General features: G+C 65.5%; 19 protein-coding genes and 1 pseudogene. 15 read left to right on the top strand and 5 right to left on the bottom strand.

What is annotated here, in order from left to right; translation table 11 throughout:
- Positions 1 to 156 precede the first annotated feature (156 nt).
- The 3 genes from LTI14_RS08685 (at position 157) to LTI14_RS08675 (ending at position 3,339) form a co-directional block, all read left to right on the top strand.
- Positions 157 to 825, top strand: a complete 669-nt coding sequence (locus tag LTI14_RS08685) for a DUF1919 domain-containing protein (protein WP_241476269.1) — start codon at positions 157 to 159, stop codon at positions 823 to 825.
- A gap of 20 nt (positions 826 to 845) precedes the next feature.
- Positions 846 to 1,916 (top strand): glycosyltransferase, encoded by a 1,071-nt coding sequence (locus tag LTI14_RS08680; RefSeq protein WP_241476268.1) that lies wholly within the window; start codon positions 846 to 848, stop codon positions 1,914 to 1,916.
- Positions 1,917 to 2,064: 148 nt separating this feature from the next.
- Complete coding sequence (locus LTI14_RS08675) at positions 2,065 to 3,339, top strand: O-antigen ligase family protein (protein ID WP_241476267.1); 1,275 nt, start codon at positions 2,065 to 2,067, stop codon at positions 3,337 to 3,339.
- Between the two features lie 804 nt (positions 3,340 to 4,143).
- Here LTI14_RS08675 and LTI14_RS08665 read toward each other — a convergent pair.
- Positions 4,144 to 4,453 (bottom strand): annotated as a pseudogene (locus LTI14_RS08665) (transposase); the annotation flags it as partial.
- A 1,113-nt stretch (positions 4,454 to 5,566) separates the two neighbouring features.
- Between LTI14_RS08665 and LTI14_RS08660 the strand changes: the two are divergent.
- Entirely contained in the window at positions 5,567 to 6,769 is a 1,203-nt protein-coding gene (locus LTI14_RS08660; protein ID WP_241464482.1) for a TerC family protein, read from the top strand.
- A 22-nt stretch (positions 6,770 to 6,791) separates the two neighbouring features.
- Here LTI14_RS08660 and LTI14_RS08655 read toward each other — a convergent pair whose 3' ends face one another.
- Genes LTI14_RS08655 through LTI14_RS08640 form a run of 4 tightly spaced genes read right to left on the bottom strand, consistent with a single transcriptional unit; the run spans position 6,792 to position 12,371 of the window.
- Positions 6,792 to 8,171: an alpha/beta fold hydrolase gene (locus LTI14_RS08655; protein ID WP_241476266.1), complete on the bottom strand. Its 1,380-nt coding sequence runs from the start codon at positions 8,169 to 8,171 to the stop codon at positions 6,792 to 6,794.
- On the bottom strand, positions 8,168 to 10,846 hold the full coding sequence (locus LTI14_RS08650) for a DEAD/DEAH box helicase (protein WP_370642624.1): 2,679 nt from the start codon (positions 10,844 to 10,846) through the stop codon (positions 8,168 to 8,170). Before LTI14_RS08650 ends, LTI14_RS08655 begins: the two co-directional genes overlap by 4 nt.
- Positions 10,825 to 11,517, bottom strand: coding sequence for an MBL fold metallo-hydrolase (locus LTI14_RS08645; protein WP_241476265.1), 693 nt, complete (start codon positions 11,515 to 11,517; stop codon positions 10,825 to 10,827). The genes LTI14_RS08650 and LTI14_RS08645 overlap by 22 nt, the downstream gene beginning before the upstream one ends.
- Before the next feature lie 5 nt (positions 11,518 to 11,522).
- The gene (locus LTI14_RS08640; RefSeq protein ID WP_241476264.1) at positions 11,523 to 12,371 is read right to left on the bottom strand and encodes an HAD hydrolase-like protein; all 849 of its coding nucleotides are present in this window, start codon (positions 12,369 to 12,371) and stop codon (positions 11,523 to 11,525) included.
- Positions 12,372 to 12,691: 320 nt separating this feature from the next.
- Between LTI14_RS08640 and uvrA the strand changes: the two genes are divergently transcribed.
- The 11 genes from uvrA (at position 12,692) to secG (ending at position 26,350) form a co-directional block, all read left to right on the top strand.
- Positions 12,692 to 15,595 (top strand): excinuclease ABC subunit UvrA, encoded by a 2,904-nt coding sequence (gene uvrA / locus LTI14_RS08635; protein ID WP_241476294.1) that lies wholly within the window; start codon positions 12,692 to 12,694, stop codon positions 15,593 to 15,595.
- Between the two features lie 78 nt (positions 15,596 to 15,673).
- Positions 15,674 to 16,384, top strand: coding sequence for a lysophospholipid acyltransferase family protein (locus tag LTI14_RS08630; protein WP_370642623.1), 711 nt, complete (start codon positions 15,674 to 15,676; stop codon positions 16,382 to 16,384).
- Positions 16,377 to 18,437, top strand: coding sequence for an excinuclease ABC subunit UvrC (gene uvrC / locus LTI14_RS08625; RefSeq protein ID WP_241476263.1), 2,061 nt, complete (start codon positions 16,377 to 16,379; stop codon positions 18,435 to 18,437). Before LTI14_RS08630 ends, uvrC begins: the two co-directional genes overlap by 8 nt.
- A gap of 69 nt (positions 18,438 to 18,506) precedes the next feature.
- Complete coding sequence (gene rapZ / locus LTI14_RS08620; protein ID WP_241464487.1) at positions 18,507 to 19,400, top strand: RNase adapter RapZ; 894 nt, start codon at positions 18,507 to 18,509, stop codon at positions 19,398 to 19,400.
- Positions 19,401 to 19,402: 2 nt separating this feature from the next.
- Positions 19,403 to 20,413, top strand: coding sequence for a gluconeogenesis factor YvcK family protein (locus LTI14_RS08615; RefSeq protein WP_241469784.1), 1,011 nt, complete (start codon positions 19,403 to 19,405; stop codon positions 20,411 to 20,413).
- Positions 20,414 to 20,584: 171 nt separating this feature from the next.
- Positions 20,585 to 21,565 carry a DNA-binding protein WhiA gene (gene whiA / locus LTI14_RS08610; protein WP_241464489.1) on the top strand — a complete coding sequence of 327 codons (981 nt, stop codon included), beginning with the start codon at positions 20,585 to 20,587 and terminating at the stop codon, positions 21,563 to 21,565.
- Between the two features lie 146 nt (positions 21,566 to 21,711).
- On the top strand, positions 21,712 to 22,335 hold the full coding sequence (locus LTI14_RS08605) for a superoxide dismutase (protein WP_241464490.1): 624 nt from the start codon (positions 21,712 to 21,714) through the stop codon (positions 22,333 to 22,335).
- 319 nt (positions 22,336 to 22,654) lie between these two features.
- The gene (gene gap, locus LTI14_RS08600; RefSeq protein ID WP_241469782.1) at positions 22,655 to 23,659 is read left to right on the top strand and encodes a type I glyceraldehyde-3-phosphate dehydrogenase; all 1,005 of its coding nucleotides are present in this window, start codon (positions 22,655 to 22,657) and stop codon (positions 23,657 to 23,659) included.
- Positions 23,660 to 23,862: 203 nt separating this feature from the next.
- Positions 23,863 to 25,089 carry a phosphoglycerate kinase gene (locus LTI14_RS08595; protein ID WP_241476262.1) on the top strand — a complete coding sequence of 409 codons (1,227 nt, stop codon included), beginning with the start codon at positions 23,863 to 23,865 and terminating at the stop codon, positions 25,087 to 25,089.
- 114 nt (positions 25,090 to 25,203) lie between these two features.
- Entirely contained in the window at positions 25,204 to 26,028 is an 825-nt protein-coding gene (gene tpiA, locus LTI14_RS08590) for a triose-phosphate isomerase (protein WP_241476261.1), read from the top strand.
- Between the two features lie 70 nt (positions 26,029 to 26,098).
- Positions 26,099 to 26,350, top strand: coding sequence for a preprotein translocase subunit SecG (gene secG / locus LTI14_RS08585; RefSeq protein WP_241464494.1), 252 nt, complete (start codon positions 26,099 to 26,101; stop codon positions 26,348 to 26,350).
- The last annotated feature ends 44 nt before the right edge of the window (positions 26,351 to 26,394 follow it).

Here is a 26,394-nt window from a genome sequence, read left to right as displayed (position 1 = left end):
TAGAAGTCTGAGTTGCCGGCCCTGTCAACATCCAACAAGGGGCTAGCCCTCAGTATCGTGCATGTGAGTTAGCCTATCTACGAGGGAGTGCGGTTGACTTGTGAGTTACCTGCCGTGCGATCGAGCGTGGAAACCGAAGGGGCGAGACTGTTCGTAATGAAGAAGCTCAAGTGGGAGACAGTGCGGCTTGCGATCAGGAATCGCATGCAAATTCCGAGTGTGCGACGTTTTTTTGAACGTAATTTTATGGTCACCGGTTCCACAATCATATCCAGAAATTGCTGGAGCGGTACTGTCTATGAGACGTACGGTTTGCCGAAGCTGAGTCCAACTCTAGGCGTGTTCTTCATGCCCGGTGACTATCTCCAATTCAAGAGCGACTTGGATCGCCGTCTCGCCACTCCCATGAAGTTTGTCAAGCCCAGGCATTCGAAATCGCGTTCAACCCTCAAAAACAAGGGCAACTCGGGCTCATGGCTAATGGCGCGACTCGGAGAAGTTGAGTTACATATGCTCCGTCAACACGATGAGAAGGTCGCTCGGAAGAAATGGGAGTCTCGAGTCAATAGAGTCAACTGGCAGAGGTTGATCATCAAATTCAACGATAAAAATGGCGCAACGAACGACCAGCTGCGTCAGTTCGATCGTCTGGACTTGGAGCACAAGATCACCTTCACAGTGCGTGATTCGGTTGACATTAAGTCTGCAGTCAATGTCCCCAGGCCGTCGAGTCACGCGTATGGGCGTGCGTCCTATGGACCCGCGAGCGACAGAAAATTCGAAGTAGCGAAGTACGAAAACGCCCGATTCGGACCCGAGAAGTGAGGCGTGCGTTGAACATCTCGATGGAGAACCGCGAGGTGATATTTGTCAGCAACGTGCTAGCGAACGGGGGTGCTGGGCGAGTTCTGTCGCTACTCGTAAATAGCTTCTCGTCTCGAGAAAGACGAGTGGGAGTTCTGTCCTTCTTGCCGCATGAAGGCGAGTATCGTCTCGATGATCGTGTCCTTAAGGAATACGCGGGGCCAGGTAATGGGGTCTGGGCCAAAATACGACGCATCTGGTGGATTCGCGGGATTGCCAAACGAAATCCAGGGGCCTCGATCGTTGCCTTCGAGTACTTCGTCAACATGCAGGTGCTGGTCGCCTGTCTAGGCCTTCCCAATCGAGTGATTGTGTCGGAGAGGAACGACCCAGCGCAGGTGGGCAACGACTTTCCGACTGACTTCTTGAGGAAAATATTGTACCAAACAGCAGAGGCGCTTGTCTGCCAAACTGACGAGGCGGCGTCGTACTTCTCAAAAAGAATCACAAAGACAGTCATTCTAAACCCCATCAGTCCTGAACTTCCGGCGCCTGTGACAACAGTAAGACGTAAGACTGTCGTCAGTTTTTGCCGCCTAGAGCCGCAAAAGAACCTAGAAATGTTGATCCGGGCGTTTGCGGCGTTTCACAAGAGCTGCCCGGAGTACACGTTAGAGATCTATGGCGACGGGAAGGAGCGTTGCGCGCTCATTGCGCTGATTGATTCGCTTTCGCTTGGTAGCGTCGCAAGCGTCCTCCCTGCCCGGAGCGACGTCCATGATGTCGTACGAGACTGTGCCGTCTTCGTTCTACCTTCACACTACGAGGGTTTGTCGAACTCGATGATGGAGGCTATGGCGTTGGGTCTGCCGACTGTCTGTACTGACTGTCCCTGCGGGGGTGCTCGCATGGTTATTGAAGATGGAGTAAACGGGCTTCTTGTGCCTGTCGATGACGTGGACGCTCTAGTCGAAGCTCTAAAAAGGCTCGCGGAGGATCAGGACCTGAGTGCCCGTATCGGACGTGCTGCAGAAGAATTGCGTGACCGTTTGTCCTTGGACGCCATTATGGCCGAATGGGAGACCCTAGTTGCACCCACAATGGTTCAGTGATCCCGGTCTCCTTACCAAGGTGCTGGGATCGAGGGCCCTGGCGCGTTCCTCATGGGCCTTTAAGTCTTCAGCCTCAGGAAAAGAGAACCTGTCATTGAATGAACGCCACCAGAAAACATTTTAGGTTAGTGGAATTGAGTCATCATTTATGATTAATTACACGCGAGGAAAAGTCGACAACCGCAACGGGGTTGGCATCTTCAATGTTGGCCCCGGTGAAATAGCTATTGCTGGTTTCATTTTTACGACCATATTCTTTTCCGACGGGCATGCGTTTCATTCCGTCTCAAGGATCGCCATTGTCGGCGTGTTTTTGATAGAGTTTCTTTCCGGAAAAAAGCTGCACTTTAACCCGTTTCTCTGCACTGCCTTAGTTTTCGTCGCTTTGAGTGCAGCATCGTTGGCGTGGACCGCTGCTCCCGAAAGTTCTTCCGCGCGAGTAGGTACGTTAGCCTATCAACTGATTTCGTATATAGCGCTCATTAACCTCGTCTCTTGGCGCAAGAATCGATTGGATTTGTGTCTGACCTGGATAGTCATATCCGCCTTGGCGGCAGGGTCTTACGTAGTTCTAATCCAGGGGATCACATTTCAGGACGATCGCTCCATGGTTGGCGTAATTTCGGCAGGTCAGTTAGCTTTAGCGTGTGCGGCAGGCGTTATGGTTGCAGTATTTAGGTTTTCGGAAACCCGGCGGAGTCGTTACCTTCTAGCAATTGCGATCCTTAGTGTCTTTCTCCTTTTCACCTCTAGTAGACGCGGTTTACTGCTAATTTTATTCTTTCTCGCCATATTTTACTTCTTTGGCGCAAAGGGTCCAGGCCGCAGATTTTTGTCCTTCATTGGGGGGATAATTATGTTTTCTGTTGCTTATGCGCTGGTCATTCGGGTTCCTGTTTTGTATGAATTCGTGGGGCAAAGGCTTGAGGCCTTTGTGAGTTTTCTTCTGCTCGACGCAACGGGCGATGCTAGCGTACAAGGACGCAGTTCACTGGTTGACTTTAGCTTCCGTCTGTTTCAGGACTCGCCGTACCTAGGTCATGGAGTCGATTCCTTTCGAGTGCTTTTTTCTCAGCGGCATGGCTCGTGGTACACAAGCGCTGACAATAACTACCTCGAACTCCTGGCGGGTCTGGGCATTTTGGGGTTTTTCGCCTACTACATTCCTTACTTGATCTTCGTGATTAAGGGTCTTCATGGTGTCACTACGAAGAGTCGCGCAGTCCACTTCGCGTTAGCCGCCGTGCTGTCCATGGCTGTCATTGATTTCGCTACGGTGTGGATTTATTCCAGGGTTGGCCTGGTTTTTTTGGTCTTGTGTTATCAGGTAGTTTACAGGGAAAGTAGGCTGGTTTCTGAATCACTAGGGACCCCAGCAGTGACCCCTGATTCAGGTTCTGCTATACGTCGAGCTGCCCACTAGTTGGTCCAAGCTCGTCATGGCTGTGCGCCAGATCGAGCATGAAGCCCCTGGCCGCGGGCATTACCTGAAAGAGCTGGCGGTGGGAAGGACCCCTCGCGAGGCTTGTACTGTTGTTGGTCGGTGCGTTGTGGACAGGTGAGATTAGCGAGGACCTCCGGGCAGTATTTGGGCGACCACACTCAGCACCCTGACCACAGAAGTCTTTGTGTCCCACGCGTAGGAACCGCTGACCACTCTGGGTGGCATGGACCCGGCCATTCGCAATGCGGAGGATCACGCTCCGTTGCGCCGCGCTGTCGCACGGTTCAAGGTCTCTCCAGCCCGAGCCCCAGCACCTGCATCGAGACGGGCCTCCCGCTCCCGTCAGCGTGAGTTCATGAATGACCGCTTTAGCAGACCCCGGCACTGCCCCACGCCGATCTGGGCCCGCCTCGAGAGACGCATGATCGCACTGTGCTATATCCGCCGATTGGGACCACGCCGCATTGCTTACCGACTCGGAGCGCCCGGCGACGCGCGGTCGACCGAGTGCTGGAGCCATACCTTAAGCCGCCATCGACCCATCTGGATAATGCCACCGGACTCCCAATACGCAGACCTGTCCCGGTGCCTTACGAGCAGTGTCGACCTGGTGAGCTTTTTCACATCGATATCGAGAAGTTGGTTGGCGTCCCGACCGGCGACGGTTGGCGAGTCCACGGGCGTGGATCCGCTCAAGACCGGAGATCCAACTCTTCCCGCGATCAAGCAGCGCGAACTGGTGCCCCAGGATCAGGGGGTGCCTCTATGAAGCTTCTATATCTGTCAAGCAACGATGGGGGCTGCCGCAGAGGCATTGAGCGTTCGGTAGACGCGGCGGGCCAGGTAACGTTTGAGGCAGCGGCGTTCTTCTCTGCCTCCGCCCTTGCTCGCGTCGCATCTGGACATACTGACGGGTCTCGGCATCGTGGGTCATTCTCGATATAGCGACCAGGTGTAGGGCACTGTTCAGACTTCTGTCGCCGCCACGATTCAGGCGATGCCTGACCATGTTTCCGGAGGACGCGGGAATACGGTCCACTCCAGCGAGGGAAGCGAAGGCGGCTCCGCAGTGGGCTGAGTCCAGCGGCGGCCATCGGCCATTGCCAGTCTGGGAGGGGTCGCATCGGAACAGCACTGTGATGAGTCACGCTCGATGAGGAGCGGACAATCTTCTAATCAAGCTACCGACGCGGGCCAGGCGGGTGCCGGCCGACCACTCCGATGAACAGACAAATCTTCTAGAAGACACACGCAGGTCAGCTAACAGGTGAGTCACATCCCCGGAGTGGAACGGGCCAGTCCCACCTGCCAACCGATCCCAGACCAGCCAGCTCAAGTCTCGCAGCTAACGGGGGCTACCGTACTCCCACCACACGGTGGCTGATCATTTTGGTCGTGCCTACTTCGAGATCCTCGATTACAGGTGCACAGACACCGCGACGGGACTCTAGCGCCGAGCGCAGACCTTCCTCCCGGCCGTCGGAATCAGGATCATCGCAGTCATGACCAATACCGGGGCCCGGTACCTATCTCATCAATGCGGTGAGGCGTTGGGGAGCATCAGGCACCAGTTCGCCCAGCCCTATAGGCTCCAGACCCCCGGCATGGAGGAACGCTTCAACATGACCCTGGTCGTTGAATGAGCCTATAGGCTCGCCTATGACTCAGAAGACAATCGAGCATTGACTCATTGAGCCTGGGTCCACGATTACAATCACCATCGGCCCTCGCTGAACTCGGGGGACTGGCGCTTTCGGCTCGTGTTCCCAACCGCACCGACGACTACATCTAGTGAGGGCTGAATGAATCCATCTGCCACACTATTTTCAAGAATCTCGGTAGAGCTCCATCGCCCATCTCTCGACACTGACGCCCTATCTGCAGCTTGTGCTCCGCCGTGACCCGGCTTTGGATCCCGCCCCGGGATCGTAGGTTGCCTTGGGGGCAAGCGATCATGTGCAGAGACCGGTCTGGCCACCGCCACTCATCCTGAATAGAAGACGGTGCCCCAGGAGCCATAGGGGCACCGTTTTGCAACGCGGCTGGTGTCTGCCGGGTGTATCATCATCCAAGCGTGGGGGAGTATCCCTAACACTGTGGTCGTCAGCACGCGGGGCATCGTCGCTCCGCCGGACACAGAGGCCTGGACTCAGGCGGAGAGACTCGCGAAGACATCGCTGTACCCTTCTTCGCGAAAGGCTCCTTCATGGAGATCTCCCCACTGGTCTGGACCGTCACTCTTGCGCTGATCGTCGGCCTGCTGCTGTTCGACTTTGTCTTCCACGTGCGCAAGGCGCACACCCCCACCATCAAAGAGGCCGCCCTCTGGTCTTCCTTCTACGTGGGCGTCGCGCTGCTCTTCGGACTGGGCTTCTTCGTCCTGGGCCACCCGGAGATGGCCACCGAGTACTACGCCGGCTACGTCACCGAGAAGGCGCTCTCGGTGGACAATCTCTTCGTCTTCTTGGTCATCATCGGCAGCTTCAACGTCCCCCGGGAGTACCAGCAGAAGGTGTTGCTCTTCGGCATTGTCTTCGCGCTGATCGCGCGCAGCGGGTTCATCTTCATCGGCGCCGGGTTGATCAACCTCTGGAGCGACGTCTTCTACCTCTTCGGCATCATCCTGCTGATGACCGCCGGCCAGCTGCTGAAGAAGGAGCTCGCTGGGGACACCGGGGGAGACGAGGCGGACAACTTCTTCATCCGCTTCGCACGCCGGCACCTGAACACCACCGAGGAATACCACGGGGACAAGATCACCACCCGGGTCAACGGCAAGCGCATGTTCACCCCGATGCTGCTGGTGATGCTCGCCATCGGCGGCACCGACCTGCTCTTCGCCGTGGACTCGATCCCGGCCATCTACGGGCTCACCCAGGAACCGTTCATCGTCTTCGCCGCCACGGCCTTCTCGCTGATGGGTCTGCGTCAGCTGTACTTCCTCATCGACGGTTTGCTGGACCGGCTCATCTACCTCTCCTACGGCCTGGCGCTGATCCTGGGCTTCATCGGCGTGAAACTGATGATCCACGCCCTGCACGAGAACAACCTCTTCTTCATCAATAACGGCGAAGACGTCTCCGTGGTCGAGATTGAAACCGGACTCTCGCTGTTGGTCATCGTGGGTGTCCTGATCATCACGGTGACCACCTCGCTGCTGGCACCGAAGGGCCGGGCGCTTCGCGCCATCCAGAACGCCGAGAAGTACTCCCAGCGCTACGTGGATCTCCGAGAAATGGCGCCCGCGGACCGAGAGTTCAACCTGATCCAGACAGCCCAGAAGTACGACTACTGGGCCACCAAGGTGGCGAAGGTGCCCGAGAAGTACCAGGAAGACCTGATCGAACATCGCGGCCAGTATCTCGCGCTGCTGGAGAAGGCTCGAGGTCTGCGCAGCGGCGTGCGCTGACTCCAGTTCGGCCGAGCCAGAGTCAGGTGCGCTTCAGCAGCTCCGCGAAGACTCGGGCGCCGTCGTCGCCCAGCCCGTCATGGTGGAACTCGGAGGTCTCCCAGACGCTGATCCCGCCGATGAGGTCCGCGGTCTCCCAGGAGGGCTCCCGCGCCACATACACGTCATCGGTGTAGAGCGCCGCGGCGGTGGGCACCCGGTTGCGGCGCAGCTGGGCCGGGTCATAGAGCGGCTCCCAGTCTTCGACGGCGGCGAGCAGGTCCGCCGCCTCCACCAGGTCCTTGAGCGTCGGGTCCAGGAGCAGGTGTTCGCGCAGGATCATCTCGCCCAGCAGCAGGGGAGAGGTGCCCTCCGCGTCGAACTCCGGGAACTCGGCGCCCACCCGCTGGGCCGCCCAGCCGGTCGCGGCGCGTCCGTCGGTCAGCTTGGCGGGCTGGCCGTAGATGGATTCATGCATCACCGCGTACATCGGGTTCGCGGCGAAGGAGAGCTGCTGACCCACGCCCGCGAGGAAGGTGTCTGAGAGCTCGGTCCGCTCCGGCCCGGTGAACGCTTCTTCGAGCAGGTAGTGCAGCGAATCGGCGCGGGCGTTGCCACCCAGCAGCATCCCGACCAGCTGGAACCGGGCAGGGGTCAGCGGGGATCCGTCGAGCAGCTGCACCTGGTGGGTGCGCAGGTGGGCGAAGACCGCGTCCAGGATCTCGCGGTCCTGCGGGAACCGGTCGAAGTGCTCGTAGTTCCGGGCCCGCATCTTGGCGTAGGTGGCACGGTAGACCCGGTCCGCGTGACCTGTGAGCGGCGCCAGGCCGCCGGTGATCAGCGCCCGGTCCAGCGACTCCGGGACGAAGGAGAGATAGCTCAGCGTGGCGAACCCGCCGAAGCTCTGCCCCAGTACACTCCAGGACGCCAGCCCCAGCGCCCGTCGGAATGCCTCGGCGTCCTTGACGATCGAATCCGCGCGGAAATGGCGCATATATGCGGCCTGAGCCGCGGCGTCGCCTCTTGCGGCGAGGGAGTGCCGGGTGAGCGGGGTGGAGAGTCCGGTGCCGCGCTGGTCCAGCATCAGGATCCGGAACTTGGCTCCGGCCTCGGACATCCAGCCGCCGAGCTTCGCCGGCCGGGTGCCCTTCCCGCCGGGTCCGCCCTGCAGGAAGAGCAGCCAGGGGAGTGACTCCACATGCTCCCGGCCCTGCGCGGCGGCCTCCGCGGCGATGAACTCCCGGGCGTAGATCCGGACCCGCTCACCGTCGGGCGCCCGGTGGTCCAGCGGCGCTTGGTGGTCTAACGGCACATCGAGCCAGTGATCGGTGATCTGGGTGCCGTCGATCAGCGTGGACGTCGCCCCCGCGGTACTGGCCTCAGGTGTTCCTGAACCGGCGGCGCCCAAACCAGCCCTGGTCATCCCAGTTCGCCGACCCGGTCCATGATCACCACGGGGGCCCCGGTCTCATCCGAGGCGGTGAGATCGATCCAGGCGTGGATGCCCCAGTCGTGGTGGGAGTCCGGGTCATCCAGGACCTGCACGGCCCGCCAGTAGCGGCGCTCCGGGTCCGGGGTGTCCTTCGGAGAGACGTCGATCCGCACCAGGCTCGGCCCGCGGGACTGGGCGTCAGTGTAGAGGTCCTCGTAGATGTTGAAGTAGGCGTCCAGCGCCTGACCCCAGCGGTCCTTGTCCCAGCCGTGCTCGGCGTCGAGCTCGGCGAGCTTCGCCTCCTTCTCCTGGGCGAAGAGCTCCGCGCGCAGGAACAGGGCGTTACGCACCATGACCTTGAAGGCCCGCGCGTTGGAGGTGACCCGGTCCGGGTGATCCAGCGCGGAGATGTCAGCCTCCATGGCGGCGAGCTCGGCCAGCTTCTCCGGGTCATCGCCGGCCTGCAGCCGCTCCCATTCCTCCAGCAGCGAGCTGTCGGTCTGCCGGACCACCTCGCCCAGCCAGGCGAGCAGGTCTTCGAGCTCCTCGGTGAGCCGGTTCTCCGGGACCGTCTGCTTCAGCGCCTTATAGGCGTCGCTGAGGTAGCGCAGCAGCACGCCCTCGGAGCGGGCGATCTGGTAGTGGTTCACCATCGTGGTGAAGTCGAAGGCCCGCTCGAGCATGTCGCGGACCACCGATTTCGGCTGCAGCGCATAGTCGGAGACCCAGGGTGCGCCGGTGCGGTAGATCTCGAACTGCTGGGTCAGCAGCTCGGCGAGCGGCTGCGGGTGGGTGAGCTCGTCGAGGATCCGCATCCGGTCCACATACTCCACGCCATCGGCCTTGAGCTCGCCGATCTTCTCCGACTTCAGCTGCTTCACCTGGGCGCCGGTGATCTGGTGCGGGGTCTCCAGGATCGACTCGATCACGCTGATCACATCGTGGGCATAGGACTCGGACTCGGTGTCGAGCAGCTCCACCGCGGCCACCGCGAAGGGTGCCAGCGGCTGGTTCAGCGCGAAGTTGTCCTGCAGGTCCAGGGTGAGGTCCACGGTGCGGCCGTCCTCATCGGGACGCTCCAGGCGTTCCAGCACCCCGGCGGTGAGCAGCTCGCGCAGGATCTGCAGCCCCTGCCGCTGCAGCTGGGCCTTCCGGGCCGGGGTCTCATCGGCGGCGAGGATCATCCGGCGCATCGCCCGGATCGGGTCCTCGGGCCGCTCCAGCAGGTGCAGCACCATCGAGTAGCTGACCTTCATCCGGGAGACCATCGGCTCCGGGGTGGCGGTGATGATCCGCTCGAAGGTCTTGTCGCTCCAGGAGACGAACCCGTCACGGGGCTTCTTCTTCCCGGCCGAGCGGATCGCCTGGGAGACCTTCTTCTCATCGTCACCGTGCTTGGCGCGGGCCTTCTCGATCGAGGCGTTGTTCTCGATCACGTGCTCCGGCGCCTGGACCACCACGGTGCCGTGGGTGTCGAACCCGGCCCGGCCGGCGCGACCGGCGATCTGATGGAACTCGCGCGCGTTGAGCTGCCGGGTGCGGGTGCCGTCGTATTTGCTAAGCGCGGTCAGCAGCACCGTGCGGATCGGCACGTTGATCCCGACCCCGAGGGTGTCGGTGCCGCAGATGACCTTCAGCAGGCCCTGCTGGGCGAGCTGCTCGACCAGCCGGCGGTATTTGGGCAACATGCCGGCGTGGTGGACCCCGATCCCGGCGCGGAGCAGCCGGTTCAGCGTCTTGCCGAAGCCCTTGGCGAAGCGGAAGGTCTCCAGCTTCACCCGGATCGCCTCACGCTCGCCCTTGGAGACCACGTTGAGCGAGGCCAGGCCGACGGCGCGCTCGGCCGCCTCGCGCTGGGAGAAGTGCACCACGTAGACCGGGGCCTGGTGGGTGGTGACCAGCTCCTCGAGCTTGGTCTGCAGCGCGGTGGTGGAGTACTCATAGCTCAGCGGCACCGGACGTTCGGCGCTGGAGACCGTGACGACGTCGCGCCCGGTCCCTGCACTGAGCCGGGCCTCGAACCGGGAGGTGTCGCCCAGGGTGGCGGACATCAGCAGGAACTGCGCCCGGCTGCCGGCGGCGCCGTGTCCCGGGGTGCCGGGCTCGGCGCGGCCGGTGAGCTCCAGCAGCGGGACCTGCCAGGCCCAGCCGCGCTGCGGATCGGCGTAGAAGTGGAACTCGTCCATGATGACCGGGCCGACGTTGGCGTCGCGGCCGTCGCGCAGCGCCTCATTGGCGAGGATCTCCGCGGTGCAGCACACGATCGGGGCGCCGGCGTTGACCGAGGAGTCACCGGTGACCATCCCGACGTTCTCGGCGCCGAAGATCTCCACCAGGGAGAAGAACTTCTCCGAGACCAGCGCCTTGATCGGGGCGGTGTAGACGCTGCGCTCGCCGCGGGAGAGCGCGAAGAAGTGCGCCGCGGTCGCGACCAGGGACTTGCCGGAGCCGGTGGGGGTGGCCATGATGACGTGCTGGCCGTCGGCCAGCTCGAGGATGGCGTCCTGCTGGGCGGGGTAGAGGGTGAGCCCCTGGGTCTGGGTCCAGGCTTCGAAGGCCGCGTAGAGCTCCTCCGGTCCGGCGGGGCCTTCGCCTTCGGCGGAGGTTTCCAGCTTGTGCAGCCGCTTGGCGGCGGTCACGGCGCTCACCAGCCGCGTTCCCGCCATGCGGGGAGCTGGGCGCGTTCGGCGCCCAACGTCGTGGGGTCGCCGTGGCCGGGGTGGATGATCGTGTCGTCCTCGTAGTCGGCGAAGAGCCGGGCCTCGACGTCGTCGAGCAGCGTGGCGAAGTCTTCGGCCGACCAGGTCTTCCCGACGCCGCCGGGGAAGAGCGAGTCCCCGGTGAAGATGTGGGTGGGGCCGTCTTCGACCCGGTAGACGAAGGCCATGGACCCGGGGGTGTGGCCGCGCAGGTGGATCACGTTCAGGTCGACGCCGTCATAGGAGAGCACCTCGCCGTGGCTGAGCCGCCGGTCGATGGTGACGTTCTTCTCGGCCTCGATGGCGGGCGCGTCCTCGGCGCCGGCCGCGGACTCCGGGCCGGAGGTTGCTGCAGCTCCGGCCCCCGGGGCGTTGAGCAGCTCTTCGAGGGCGCGGATGTGATCCCAGTGCGAGTGCGTGGTGAGCACCGCGGTCAGCTCCAGCGGGCAGGGTGTGTCCTGGGCGGCTTCAGCGAGCAGACCGCGGATGGCCCCGCCGTCGTCGGCGGCATCGATGAGCACCTGGACCCCGGACTTCTTCGCGGTGAGCAGATACACGTTGTTGTTCATCTCGGAGACCGAGATGCGGCGAAGCGTGATCGCAGGGAGATCGTAGAGCAGAGAACTGTCAGAGGCCATAGGGCTCAGTCTAAGGTCTGGCGACCTCGCGGAGTCACGAAGCGGACGTCGCCCGGCGCATAGGCCAGCTGCTTGGCCGGGCTCAGGATCCCGGCCGAGATCAGCGCATCTTCGAGACGCTCCGTGGTGCTCACGATCGGGTACGCCCCGGCTTCTTCCAGCTCTCCGGCGGGGGCGTAGCCCCAGCGGACGCCGATGCAGCGCAGGCCGTGGGCTGCGGCGCCGTCCACGTCGAAGATCCGGTCACCGACCATGATCACCCTGGCGTCGGGGGCCGTCTCATTGAGCGGCCCCGCGGCGGGATCCAGGCCGATCGCTTCCAGCGCGGCGCCGAGGATGGGGCCCTTGCCGTCGTGCGGGACGGACTCGTCCTCGGGGGAGCCGTGCACCGCGGCGAAGTGCTCGCGAATGCCCTGGATGCTCAGCAGCCGCTCGGCCAGTCCGGTGGGCTTCGAGGTCGCCACCGCGCAGACCACACCGGCGGCGTTGAGTGTGCGCAGCAGCTCCTCGATCCCCGGGTAGACCCGGCTCGCCTGCATGCCCTCGGCGAGGTAACGCTGCCGGTACTCCTCCACGATCGAGGGGATCAGCGCCTCGGTGACGCCGGGCAGGCTGGCCAGCGAGGTGGCCAGCGGCGGACCGACGAACGAGTCCAGCACCTCCTGATCGGGGATCTCGATCCCGTGCACGCCCAATGCATGGACGACGCCGAGGGTGATCGCCCCGGCCGGATCGACCAGGGTGCCGTCGAGGTCGAAGAGCACCACCCGGATGTCGGAGGTGTCAGCAGCGTCGGCGGGGGAGTCGACGGTGAGGCGGGCGGTGGCAGGGGCGGCGGGGGAGTCAGAGATCACGGCGCCATTCTGACATGGACCGACGCGGCGCCGTCGTCGGGGTGATGAACGCCACCTCGCGCTGAGCGGCGGAATCTCCGAGCACTTGGGCCCGAAAGCCGGGTCGGATGCGCGGAGAATCCGCCTCTCGACGCAGGGAGCGCCCGGTCCCGAACGCGCGAACCGCCCCACCCCGCCCTGGCTTCGAACGTTTGTTCGAACGGGTCAGGGGTTCTACACTGAATCACGTGTCAGAGCGAGCAGCCGAAACAGCCATCATCGAATCCGTGGACGACTACTACGCCGAGGGTGCGCGACGAAAATCCGCCACCAACGGCACGATCGGTCATGCCGAAGCCGACCGGATCGTGGTCCAGGGTGCGCGCGAGCACAACCTCAAAAACGTCACCGTCGAGCTGCCGCGCAACTCGTTCATCGTGTTCACCGGCCTCTCCGGCTCCGGCAAGTCCTCGCTCGCCTTCGACACCATCTTCGCCGAGGGCCAGCGCCGCTACGTCGAGTCGCTCTCCGCCTACGCCCGGCAGTTCCTCGGCCGGGTGGACAAGCCCGACATCGACTTCATCGAAGGCCTCTCCCCGGCGGTCTCCATCGACCAGAAGTCCACCTCCAAGAACCCCCGCTCCACCGTGGGCACGGTCACCGAGATCCACGACTACCTGCGCCTGCTCTGGGCCCGGATCGGGATCCCGCACTGCCCCACCTGCGGGGAGAAGATCGAACGCCAGACCCCGCAGCAGATCGTCGACCAGGTCCTGGGCTTCCCCGAGAAGACCCGCTTCCAGGTCCTGGCCCCGGTGGTCCGCGGCCGCAAGGGCGAGTTCAAGGACCTCTTCCGCGACCTCGCCAGCGAGGGCTTCTCGCGCGCCATCGTCGACGGCGAGATCATCCAGCTCAGCGAACCGCCCACGCTGGAGAAGACCTATAAGCACCAGATCGAAGTGGTCATCGACCGGCTCGTGATCCGCGAGGGCATGCGCCAGCGGCTCACCGACTCGGTGGAGACCGCGCTGAAGCTCGCCGACGGGCGCCTGGTCATCGACCTGGTCGACCTTGACGAGGACGGCGAACCCACCAACGACAAGGTCCCCGAAGGCCTCACCGGCCCCAAGCAGCGGCCCTTCTCCGAGAACCTGGCCTGCCCGAACGAACACCCGCTGGCGCTGGACGAGATCGAGCCGCGCTCCTTCTCCTTCAACAACCCCTTCGGCGCCTGCGAGGTCTGCTCCGGCATCGGCTCCAGCCTCGAGGTGGACATCGACCTGGTCATCCCCGATGACACCCTCTCCCTCGAAGGCGGCGCCATCGCCCCCTGGGCCCTGGGCAAGGCCTCCAAGGACTACTGGCTCCGGCTGATCACCGCGCTCTCCAATGAGCTCGACTTCTCGGTGCGCACCCCGTGGAAGGACCTGCCCAAGAAGGTGCAGAAGGCGCTGCTGCACGGCCGCAACCACAAGGTCGTCGTGCAGTACCGCAACCGCTTCGGCCGCGAACGCACCTACTCCACCGGGTTCGAAGGCGCGCTCTCCTACATCTCGCGCAAGCACCTCGAGGTGGAGTCCGACAACGCCCGGGACCGCTACGCGCAGTACATGCGCCAGATCCCCTGCCCGGCCTGCAACGGCCAGCGGCTGAACCCCGCCGCGCTCGCGGTCACCGTGCAGGGCGCCTCGATCGCTGAGATCGCCCGGCTGCCGCTGGACAAGTGCGCCGAGTTCTTCTCCACCGTGAAGCTCTCCGCCCGCGACGCCACCATCGCCGACCAGGTGCTCAAAGAGATCCTGGCCCGGCTGAACTTCCTGCTCGACGTGGGCCTGAGCTACCTGAACCTGGAGCGCGCCGCCGGCACGCTCTCCGGCGGCGAGGCCCAGCGGATCCGGCTCGCCACCCAGATCGGCTCCGGCCTGGTCGGGGTGCTCTACGTCCTCGACGAGCCCTCCATCGGGCTGCACCAGCGCGACAACGCCCGGCTGATCCAGACCCTCACCCGGCTGCGCGACCTCGGCAACACCCTGATCGTGGTCGAACACGACGAGGACACCATCGCCGAGGCCGACTGGATCGTGGACATCGGACCCGGCGCCGGTGAGCGCGGCGGCGAGATCGTGCACTCCGGCTCCGTGCAGGGGCTGCGCGACAACACCCACTCCATCACCGGGGACTACCTCTCCGGCCGGCGCAGCATCCCGATCCCGGCGCAGCGCCGCCCGGTGGACAAGACCCGGATGCTCAAGGTCATCGAGGCCCAGGAGAACAACCTGGACAAGGTCTCCGTGGAGATCCCGCTCGGGATCTTCCTCTCCGTCACCGGCGTCTCCGGCTCCGGCAAGTCCACGCTGATCAACGAGATCCTCTACAAATCGCTGGCGAACAAGCTCAACGGCGCCAAGCAGGTCCCCGGCCGACACCGCCGGATCGACGGGATCGACGATCACCTGGACAAGGTGATCCACGTGGACCAGTCACCGATCGGGCGCACCCCGCGGTCCAACCCGGCCACCTACACCGGGGTCTTCGACCACGTCCGCAAGCTCTTCGCCCAGGCGCCGGAGTCCAAGACCCGCGGCTACCAGCCCGGCCGGTTCTCCTTCAACATCAAGGGCGGACGCTGCGAGTCCTGCTCCGGCGACGGCACGCTGAAGATCGAGATGAACTTCCTGCCCGACGTCTACGTGCCCTGCGAGGTCTGCCACGGCGCCCGGTACAACCGCGAGACCCTCGAGGTGAAGTACAAGAACAAGAACATCGCCGAGGTGCTCGACATGCCGATCGAGCAGGCCGCGGAGTTCTTCGCCGCCTTCGCCCCGATCGCCCGGCACCTCAACACCCTGGTCGAGGTCGGGCTGGGCTACGTGAGGCTCGGCCAGTCCGCCACCACGCTCTCCGGCGGCGAGGCCCAGCGGGTGAAGCTCGCCTCGGAGCTGCAGCGCCGCTCCAACGGGCGCAGCGTCTACGTGCTGGACGAGCCCACCACCGGGCTGCACTTCGAAGACATCCGCAAACTCCTGCAGGTCCTGCAGGGGCTGGTGGAGAAGGGCAACAGCGTGATCACCATCGAGCACAACCTCGATGTGATCAAGTCCTCCGACTGGGTCATCGACCTCGGCCCCGAAGGGGGCAGCGGCGGCGGGCTCGTCGTCGCGCAGGGCACTCCGGAGAAGGTCGCCGCCACGGCAGAGAAGACAGGATCCCACACGGGCGCATTCCTTGCCGCACTGCTAAAGTGAGTGGGCCAGTTCACAGAGCGGCACCCACGTCACACAGCAGGACTACGTCGCTGATCAGCGAGTAAGCGGAGGCACCAGGTGAGCACCACCCCCGAGGCGCAGGAGTCTGAGCGCGTCGCCACCAATGATGCGGTCCGCAAGACCTTCGAGATCGCCGTGAAGCTGTCCTGCCGGCCCATCATCACGGGGCTGGAGAACACCCCCGCCGAGGGCGGGTTCATCGTCGCGTCCAACCACCTCTCCTTCCTGGACTCGGTGCTGATCCAGGCGCTCTTCCCGCGCACCGTGAGCTTCTTCGCCAAGGCCGAGTACTTCAATCAGACCGGGGTCAAGGGCCGCGCGATGAAGCTGTTCTTCGAATCCGTCGGCTCCGTCCCGGTGGAGCGCCAGCGCCAGTCCGCCTCGGTGGAGGCGCTCTTCGAGCTGGGCGCCATCGCGCAGGCGGGCCACGGCGTCGGGATATACCCCGAGGGCACCCGCAGCCGTGACGGCCGGCTCTACCGCGGCAAGAACGGGGTCGGCTGGCTCGCCGTGGCCACCGGGCTGCCCGTGATCCCGGTCGGGCTGCGCGGCACTGAGGCGCTGCAGAAGCCGGACTCCAGGATGGTCCGACCGCGCAAGTTCGAGATGCACGTGGGGGAGCCGCTGCAGTTCCCGCAGCTGGGCAAGAAACACCCGCTGCCGGCCCGCCGGGCGGCCACCGAGCAGATCATGGACGCCATCGCCGCGCTCAGCGGCCAGGAGCGGGTAGCCAGCTACAACGCGCCGCCCGCCGAGGCCGATGGCTGACCCCACCTCCTACCGACCTCGCACCGGGGAGATCCCCACCAACCCCGGGGTCTACCGCTTCATCGACCCGCACGGCCGGGTGGTCTACGTGGGCAAGGCCAAGAACCTGCGCGCCCGGCTGAACTCCTACTTCGCCCGGGTCGCCACCCTGCACCCGAAGACCTACGCCATGGTGCATGCCGCCTCCAGCGTGGAATGGACCGTGGTCGGCTCCGAGCTCGAGGCGATCCAGCTCGAATACACCTGGATCAAGCAGCACACCCCGCGGTTCAACATCATGTACCGCGACGACAAGTCCTACCCCTACCTCGCGGTCACCATGAACGAGAAGTACCCGCGGGTCCAGGTGATGCGCGGGGACAAGAAGCCCGGGGTGAAGTACTTCGGACCCTTCTACCCGGCCAAGGCGATCCGCGAGACCGTGGACACCATGCTGCGGGTCTTCCCGGTGCGCAGCTGCTCCGCCGGGGTCTTCAAGCGCGCCAAGGCCTCCGGCCGGCCCTGCCTGCTGGGCTACATCGGCAAGTGCGCCGCGCCCTGCGTGGGGGAGATCAGCGAAGAAGACCACCGCAGGCTCGCCGAGGAGTTCTGCGAGGTGATGGCCGGACGCCCCGGCCCGCAGGTCCGCCGGATCACCAACGAGATGAAGGCCGCCGTGGCCGAGCTGCGCTACGAGGACGCCGGAAGGCACCGCGACGACCTCGAAGCCATCCGCCGGGTCTTCGAACGCAACTCCGTGGTGCTCTCGGAGGACACCGAGGCCGACATCTTTGCCTTCGCCGAGGACGAGCTCGAAGCCGCCGCCCAGGTCTTCCACGTCCGGCAGGGCCGGATCCGCGGTCAGCGCGGCTGGGTCGTGGAGAAGGTCGAGGACACCGACGCCGGCGCGATGGTCGAGCAGCTGCTGATGCAGGTCTACGGCTCCATGGCCGACACCGAACGGATCCCGCCCGAGGTGCTGGTCCCCGCGCTGCCTGACAACGCTGAGGAGATGACCGCCTGGCTGCGCCAGCTGCGCAGCGACTCGGGCGAGGGTAAGGCGCAGATCAGCCTGCGCGTGCCCCAGCGCGGCGACAAGGCCGCCCTGCTGGGCACCGTCCAGGAGAACGCCTCCCAGGCGCTGGCCCTGCACAAGGCCCGGCGCAACTCCGACATCACCACCCGCTCCGCCGCGCTGCGCGACCTGCAGGAGGCGCTCGGCGCCGCCGAGCCGCTGCTGCGCATCGAATGCTTCGACATCTCGCACACCTCCGGCACCAACGTGGTCGCCTCGATGGTGGTGCTCGAGGACGGGCTCGCGAAGAAGCGCGACTACCGGCGCTTCTCGATCAAGGGCGACGCCGCCCGCGACGACACCTCCGCGATGTACGACGTGATCACCCGCCGCTTCGCCCGACACCTGAAGGACCAGGCCCAGTCCGACGCCGCGGTGCCGGTGGCCGAGCTCGCGGAGCCTGTGCCAGCGGAGCCTGTGCCAGCGGAACCCGTGACAGCGGAAGCCGTGACTTCTGATGCTGCGGCGGGGGAGCCTGCTGAAGCCGCCGAGGCCAGGGACTCCACGGTGGTCGAGCGCGAGGCCGAACGCTTCGCCTACCCGCCCAGCCTGGTCGTGGTCGACGGCGGCCAGCCGCAGGTCAACGTGGCCCGGCAGGCGCTCGATGACCTCGGGATCACCGACCTGCCCGTCGTCGGGCTGGCCAAGCGGCTCGAAGAGGTCTGGCTGCCCGGGGACGACTTCCCGCTGGTGCTGCCGCGCTCCTCCGAGGCGCTCTACATGCTCCAGCGGATCCGCGACGAGGCCCACCGGTTCGCCATCGCCTACCACCGCTCCAAGCGGTCCAAGGCGATGACCGCCTCTGCGCTGGATGAGGTGCCGGGCCTGGGGCCGAGCCGCCGCGCCGCCGTCGTCGCGCACTTCGGCTCCGTCGCGAACCTGAAGAAGGCCAGCCTGGAGGAGATCATCGAGGTCCCCGGGCTGGGCCGCGACACCGCGCAGAAGATCCTCGACCACCTCACCGCAGAGGCGCCCGCACCGGCGAAGGACCCGGCCTGACGCAGGGCCTCAACAGTGGCCTGAACCGGGGCTTCACCCGATTCGTGCCAGCCAGATAGGCTCTTCAGCATGGATGTTGGTCTGACCCCGGTGAAGCCTCCCGAGAACGAACTGTTGATCGTCACCGGCATGTCCGGTGCCGGCCGAACCACGGCCGCCCACGCCCTGGAGGATCTCGGCTGGTACGTGGTCGAGGGGCTCCCGCCGGAGCTCATCACCACCATGATCGACATCATCTCCCGGCACCCCGGATCCATGGAGAAGCTCGCCGTGGTCATCGACGTGCGCACCCGCGCGCTGTTCTCCGACATGCTCGGCGCCCTGGAGCAGCTCAAGGCCACCGGCGTGACCTACCGGATGCTCTTCCTGGACTCCTCCGACGCGCTGCTGGTCCGCCGCTTCGAACAGGGCCGCCGCCCGCACCCGCTGCAGGGCTCCGGGCGGATCCTCGACGGGATCACCGCCGAGCGTGACCTGCTCAAGGACGTCAAGTCCGCCGCCGAGATCGTGCTCGACACCACCGACCTCAACGTCCACGGCCTGGCCCGGGAGATCACCGAGATCTTCAACGAGGACGGCCCGGTCCAGCTCCGGCTCAACGTGATGAGCTTCGGCTTCAAATACGGGGTCCCCGCCGACGCCAACTTCATCGCCGACATGCGCTTCATCCCCAACCCGCACTGGGTGCCCGAGCTGCGCGCCTTCACCGGCCTGGACTCCCAGGTCAGCGAGTACGTGCTGGGCAACGAGGGCACCGGCGACTTCCTGGCCAACTACGTCGAATCGCTGCGCCCGGTCATCGAGGGCTACCGGCGGGAGAACAAGCACTACGCCAACATCGCGGTGGGCTGCACCGGCGGCAAGCACCGCTCGGTCGCGGTCTCCGAGGAGCTCGCCCGCCGGCTGGACCAGCTGCCCAACGTCACGGTGAACACCATCCACCGTGATCTGGGACGTGAGTAGGGGTGAGCCAGATCGCCCAGCCGCAGCCGCGCGGCTCCTTCCGCGTCTCCGCCCTCGGCGGAGGCCACGGGCTCTCCGCCACGCTCTCGGCGCTGCGCGTCATCGCCGCTGAGCACCTCACCGCCATCGTCACCGTGGCCGACGACGGCGGCTCCTCCGGCCGGCTCCGCGAAGACATGGACGTGCTGCCCCCCGGGGACCTCCGGATGGCGCTGGCCGCGCTGTGCGACGACACCGAATGGGGCCGCACCTGGGCCCAGGTCATGCAGCACCGGTTCCGCTCCCGCGAGGGCGTCACCGGCAGCCTCGACGACCACGCGATGGGCAACCTGCTCATCGTCGCGCTCTGGGAGCTCATCGGCGACTCCGTGGAGGGCCTGCGCTGGGCCGGGACCCTGCTCGGAGCCCGCGGCCAGGTGCTGCCGATGTCCCGACAGCCGCTGACCATGTCCGGGGTGGTGGAACCCATGGAGGGCGAGTCCGGGTCCGAGCCGCCGTTCAACAACGGCGATCGGCTCTCCTCCCAGGTGGCGCTGGCGACGGCGGGCAGCCTGGGCCGGCTGCGCGATGTCCAGCTGCACCCGGCCGAGGCCTCGGCCTGCGCCGAGGCGCTCACCGCCATCGAGCTCAGTGATTGGGTAGTGTTAGGTCCTGGCTCCTGGTACACCTCGGTGCTGCCGCATCTGCTGCTGCCGGAGCTCCGGGACGCTCTCTATGAGACCGAGGCCCGGCGGTGTATCGTGATGAACCTCACACCTCACACCGACGAGACCGCCGGCATGAGTCCCGCAGAACATCTGCGAGTTCTTCATCACTACGCCCCCGGGCTGCGCGTGCACCGCATCATCGCGGACCCCACGTCGGTTCCCCTCCAGGAGCGCGAGGAGTTCGCCGAAGCAGCGGAGCTGCTCGGCGCGGAGGTGAGGTATCACGACGTCGCCAAGGCGGGTCAGCCGGATGTGCATGACCCGCTGCGGCTGGCCATCGCCTTCAGCGAGGTCTTCGGCGACTGAGCCGGAGCGCCCGTGCCGGAGCGGCCGAGCCGGAGCGACTGTGCCGGAGCGACCGTGGACCGAGCGGGAGCGCCTGTGAATTGAGCAAGGGTGGCTCTGAGCGGATTCCCGCTCAGGGGCATTGGGTACGATGACCGATCTGCATCAGACGAAGACCAGAGGACAACACATATGGCGCTGACCGAGTCGGTCAAAGAAGAGCTTTCCCGCCAGCACGTCAAGACGACATCCGAGCGGAAGGCCGAGGTTTCGGCCATGCTCCGCTTCGCCGGGGGACTGCACATCATCTCTGGTCGGATCGTGATCGAGGCCGAGCTGGACCACGCCGCCACCGCGCGGCGGCTCAAGACCACCGTCACCGAGGTCTACGGGCACAACCCCGAGGTCATCGTGGTCTCCGGCAACGGGCTCAAGCGCGGCTCCCGCTATGTGGTGCGCGTGGTCCGCGACGGCGAGGCGCTGGCCCGGCAGACCGGCCTGCTCGACGCCCGCGGCCGCCCCGTGCGCGGCCTGCCCTCCGTCGTCGTCAACGGCTCCATGGCAGACGCCGTCTCCGCCTGGCGCGGCGCCTTCCTGGCCCACGGCTCGCTCACCGAGCCCGGCCGCTCCTCCTCCCTGGAGGTCACCTGCCCCGGCCCCGAGGCCGCCCTGGCCCTGGTGGGCTCCGCCCGCCGACTCGGCATCCCGGCCAAGGCCCGCGAGGTGCGCAACGTGGACCGGGTGGTGATCCGCGACGGCGACTCCATTGCCAAGCTGCTCACCCTCATGGGCGCCCATCAGACCCTGCTGGTCTGGGAGGAGCGCCGGATGCGCAAAGAGGTCCGCGCCACCGCCAACCGGCTGGCGAACTTCGACGACGCCAACCTTCGCCGCTCGGCCCAGGCCGCCGTCGCCGCCGGCGCCCGGGTGCAGCGCGCCCTGGAGATCCTCGGCGACGAGGCCCCGCACCACCTCAAATACGCCGGAGAGCTGCGGCTGGCGCACAAGCAGGCCTCCCTGGACGAGCTGGGCCGGCTCGCGGACCCGCCGATGACCAAGGACGCCATCGCCGGACGCATCCGCCGGCTGCTGGCCATGGCGGACAAGAAGGCCTCTGAGCTGAAGATCCCGGGCACCGAGTCCAGCGTCACCCCGGACATGCTCGAAGGCTGAGGCCCAGCTCACCGCAGTTACTCCAGTGGTGAACACTTCAGGTCATGGGCGTCATCCCCCTTTCTGGTGATGCGACCACGGCATAGGATGAGGACCGAGCCGAGGTGCAGCTGGCCTCGACGAACCCCCGTGTCTAGGAGGACATTTTGACTGACTTCACACTTCCTGAATTGGACTACGACTACTCCGCGCTGGAGCCGCACATCTCGGCCCGCATCATGGAGCTGCACCACTCCAAGCACCACCAGACCTACGTCACCGGCGCCAACACCGCGCTGGAGAAGCTGGCCGAAGCCCGCGAGAAGGGCGACTACGCCACGACTCCGAAGCTTCTCAAGGACCTGCAGTTCAACCTCGGCGGGCACACCAACCACTCGATCTTCTGGAAGAACCTCTCCCCAGAGGGCCAGGAGCGCCCCGAGGGCGAGCTGGCAGCAGCCATCGACGAGTACTTCGGCTCCTTCGAGGCGTTCCAGGCCCAGTTCACCTCCGCCGCGCTGACCATCCAGGGCTCCGGCTGGGCGATCCTCGCCTACGAGCCCATCGGCGGCAACATCGTCATCGAGCAGTTCTACGACCAGCAGAACGGCGTGCCCGTGGGCACCATCCCGCTGCTGATGCTCGACATGTGGGAGCACGCCTTCTACCTGGACTACCAGAACGTCAAGCCCGACTACGTGAAGGCCTTCTGGAACATCATCAACTGGAGCGACGTCGCCGCACGTCTGGAGGCCGCCCGCTCGGGCGCCTCGAAGCTGCTCACTCCCTGATCGCTTCGGCACCGACGGTGTGACTGTCCGGCACGGACGGTGTGACCGTCCTCCCAGGCAGAACCGGCCCCAGGATGTTGGGGCCAGCCATGTCGACATGGTTGAATGATCTACGAGAAAACTGAAAATCACGTTCTGCAGACAGCCTGATGAACAACGATGTTGTTGGGGGTCAGCGGTTCGACTACGGTCGAGCTGCTGATCCCCAACGTGTGTCTAGGGGCCTTTTCGTCCGGAGTGAGAAGCTCCAGGTCTGCCTCTGCAAGAACGGCCCCAAGGCCCGCAGGAACTGCGGTCCCACTGTCAAGAGAGGAACCTCATGGCGACAAAAATCGCGATCAATGGTTTTGGACGTATCGGACGCACCGTGCTGCGCGTGCTGGAGAACACCGGCCGCACCGACCTCGAGCTCGTGGCGATCAACGATCTCACCGACCCCGCCCAGCTGGTGAACCTGACCAAGTACGACTCCGTCATGGGTCGCTTCCCGGCCGATGTCTCCCTCGACGGTGACACCCTCGTCGCCGGTGACCGCCGGATCAAGATCCTCTCCGACAAGGACCCGGCGAACCTGCCCTGGGCCGATCTCGGCGTCGACGTCGTGCTCGAGTGCACCGGCTTCTTCACCACCAAGGAGTCCGCCAGCAAGCACCTCGATGCCGGCGCCAAGAAGGTCGTCCTCTCGGCACCGGGCAAGGGCGTCGATGCGACCCTGGTCATGGGCATCAACGAGGACACCTATGACTCTCAGAACCACACCGTGGTCTCCAACGCCTCCTGCACCACCAACTGCCTGGCTCCGCTGGTCAAGGTGCTCAACGACGAGTTCGGTCTCGTCGAGGGCCTGATGACCACGGTCCACGCCTACACCGGTGACCAGCGCCTGCACGACGCCCCGCACAAGGATCCCCGCCGTGCACGCGCCGCCGCCGTGAACATGGTCCCCACCTCCACCGGTGCGGCCGCCGCCATCGGTCTGGTCATCCCCGAGGTGGACGGCAAGCTTGACGGCTACGCCCTCCGCGTCCCGGTCATCACCGGGTCGGGCACCGACCTCACCATCGCCATCGAAAAGGAGGGCGTGACGGCTGAAGACGTCAACGCCGCCTTCAAGAAGGCCGCCGAGGGCCCGCTCAAGGGCATCCTGCATTACAGCGAGGATCCGCTGGTCTCCTCCGACATCGTCGGCGATCCGCACTCCACGATCTTCGACGCACCGCTGACCAAGGTCATCGGCAAGACCGTCAAGGTCTTCGGCTGGTACGACAACGAGTACGGCTACTCCGCCCGCCTGGTGGACATGACCGCGCACGTCGGCCGCTGATCCAGCTCGCCTGATCGCATGGGCCCCGGCTCGACGAATCCTCGTCGAGACCGGGGCCTCTGCCGTGCGGCGTCTATGTGTGCGGCGCATCTGCGTGCGGCGCATCTGCGTGCGGTGAGCGCGTCGTCGTCGTCTTCTTCTCGCCGATTCCGGCGCCCGCCGCCTCCCTGTTTCTCCCTTCCAGCGATTGGTACCCTGATCCCATGACTGCAGCCACCCTTGACGCCCTGCTCTCCGAAGGCCTGGACGGCCGCCGCGTGCTCGTCCGCTCCGACCTCAACGTGCCGCTCAAAGACGGTGTCGTCACCGACGACGGCCGGATCCGCGCCTCGCTGCCGGTGCTGGAGAAGCTCGCCGCCGCCGGCGCCCGGGTGCTGGTCACCGCCCACCTGGGACGCCCCAAGGGTGAGCCCGAGCCGAAGTACTCCCTCGCTCCGGTGGCCGCCCGGATGGCCGAGCTCACCGAGGTCACCGTGCTGCGCGCCGATGACCTCGTCGGCCCGAGCGCCCAGGAGCAGGCCGCCGCGGTCGAACCGGGTCAGATCCTGCTGCTGGAGAACGTCCGCTTCGACGCGCGCGAGACCTCCAAGGACGACGCCGAGCGGGCCGGCCTCGCCGCCGAGCTCGCCGCCCTGACCGGCACCGACGGCGCCTACGTCAACGACGCCTTCGGCGCGGTGCACCGCCGGCACGCCTCGGTGGCCGACATCACCGCGAAGCTGCCCGCCTACCAGGGCGACCTGGTCCGCGACGAGCTGCTGGTGCTGCAGCGGCTCACCGAGACCCCGCAGCGCCCCTACACGGTGGTCCTCGGCGGCTCCAAGGTCTCCGACAAGCTCGCCGTGATCGAGAACCTGATGAGCCGCGCCGACACGCTCCTGGTGGGCGGCGGCATGGTCTTCACCTTCCTCAAGGCCCAGGGCCACGGCATCGGCAAGTCCCTCGTCGAGGACGACAAGCTCGACACCGTCAAGGGCTTCCTGGAGGCCGCCGAACGGCAGGACTGCCGGATCGTGCTGCCCACCGACATCGTGATGGCCTCGGCCTTCGCCGCCGACGCCGAGGTCGAGGTGCTCCCCGCCGACGCGCTGGAATCCGGCAAGCACGGCGCCGAGGCGCTCGGCCTGGACATCGGGCCCGACACGTCGAAGGCGTTCGCCGCCGAGATCGCCCAGGCCAAGACGGTCTTCTGGAACGGGCCCATGGGCGTGTTCGAGATGGAGGCCTTCGCCAAGGGCACCGCCGCCGTGGCCGAGGCGCTGACCACCACCGAGGCGTTCACCGTGGTCGGCGGCGGCGACTCGGCGGCCGCCGTGCGCGCGCTGGGCTTCGACGAGGACAGCTTCGGGCACATCTCCACCGGCGGCGGCGCCAGCCTGGAATACCTCGAAGGCAAGGCGCTGCCCGGCATCGACGCGCTCGAGGGCTGAACGCCGCGCCGTGACCCTGTTGCTGCGACTCTCGCTGCTGCGACTCTGTTGCTGTGACTGGGTCACGGCGACTGAACCGCTGATCTCATCACCGTTGAAAGGGAACTCCTCTCCATGACTACTCAGAAGAATGGCGCTTTCGTGCGTCGCCCGCTGATCGCCGGCAACTGGAAGATGAACATCGACCACATGGAGGCGATCGCGCTGGTCCAGAAGCTCGCCTGGACCCTCAACGACGCCGGCCACGACTACGACCGCGTGCAGGTCTCGGTGTTCCCGCCGTTCACCGATCTGCGCGGCGTGCAGACCCTGGTCACCGGGGACAAGCTGGGCATCGACTACGGCGCCCAGGACCTCTCCGACCAGGACTCCGGCGCCTACACCGGGGACATCTCCGGGGCCTTCCTGAAGAAGCTGGGCTGCTCCCAGGTGCTCATCGGGCACTCCGAGCGCCGCGAGGTCCACGGCGAGACCGATGAGCAGCTCAACGCCAAGCTCAGCGCCGCGCTGCGCCACGGACTTGCTCCGGTGCTCTGCGTCGGCGAGGGCCTTGAGGTCCGCGAGGCCGGGAACCACGTGGCTCACACCCTGGCCCAGCTCGAAGGTGCGGTGGCCGGCCGCAGCGCCGAGGAGCTCAGCGAGCTCGTCGTCGCCTACGAGCCCGTCTGGGCCATCGGCACCGGCAAGGTCGCCGGGCCCGAGGACGCGCAGGAGATGTCCGCCGCGATCCGCGCGAAGCTCGCCGAGCTGTACTCCGAAGGGTTCGCCGACACCGTCCGGGTGCTCTACGGCGGTTCGGTGAAGTCCAAGAACGTCGCCTCGATCCTCGCCGGAGCAGACGTGGACGGCGCCCTGGTCGGCGGCGCGAGCCTGGACACCGACGAGTTCAGCAAGATCGCCTCCTTCGAGAAGCACATCGACACCGGCGCGCAGGGCTGAGGCCAGGGTTGAGCCCGTTCCGGGCTATCCTGGTAGCTGATTCGCCCACGTTCCATCACGAAAGGTCGCTGTGTCTGCACTGACCATCACACTTCAGGTCATCCTCGCCGTGATCAGCCTGCTGCTGATCCTGCTCATCCTCCTGCACAAAGGCCGCGGAGGAGGCATGTCTGACATGTTCGGCGGCGGCGTGACCTCATCCCTGGGGTCCTCCGGCGTGGCAGAGCGCAACCTGAACCGGCTGACCATCACCCTGGCGGTGACCTGGGGCCTGATCATCGTCGCCCTGGGACTCATCGTCCCGATGGGCGCCGACATCTGACGCTTCCGTACAGGAGAAAAGCCCAGCTCGACCACCACGGTCGA

This window comes from Nesterenkonia sp. YGD6 (assembly GCF_022565895.1).
In the GTDB taxonomy this organism is placed as follows: domain Bacteria; phylum Actinomycetota; class Actinomycetes; order Actinomycetales; family Micrococcaceae; genus Nesterenkonia.
The sequence above is the reverse complement of the archived record's forward strand: the minus strand, read 5'-3'. Positions and strand labels throughout refer to the sequence as shown.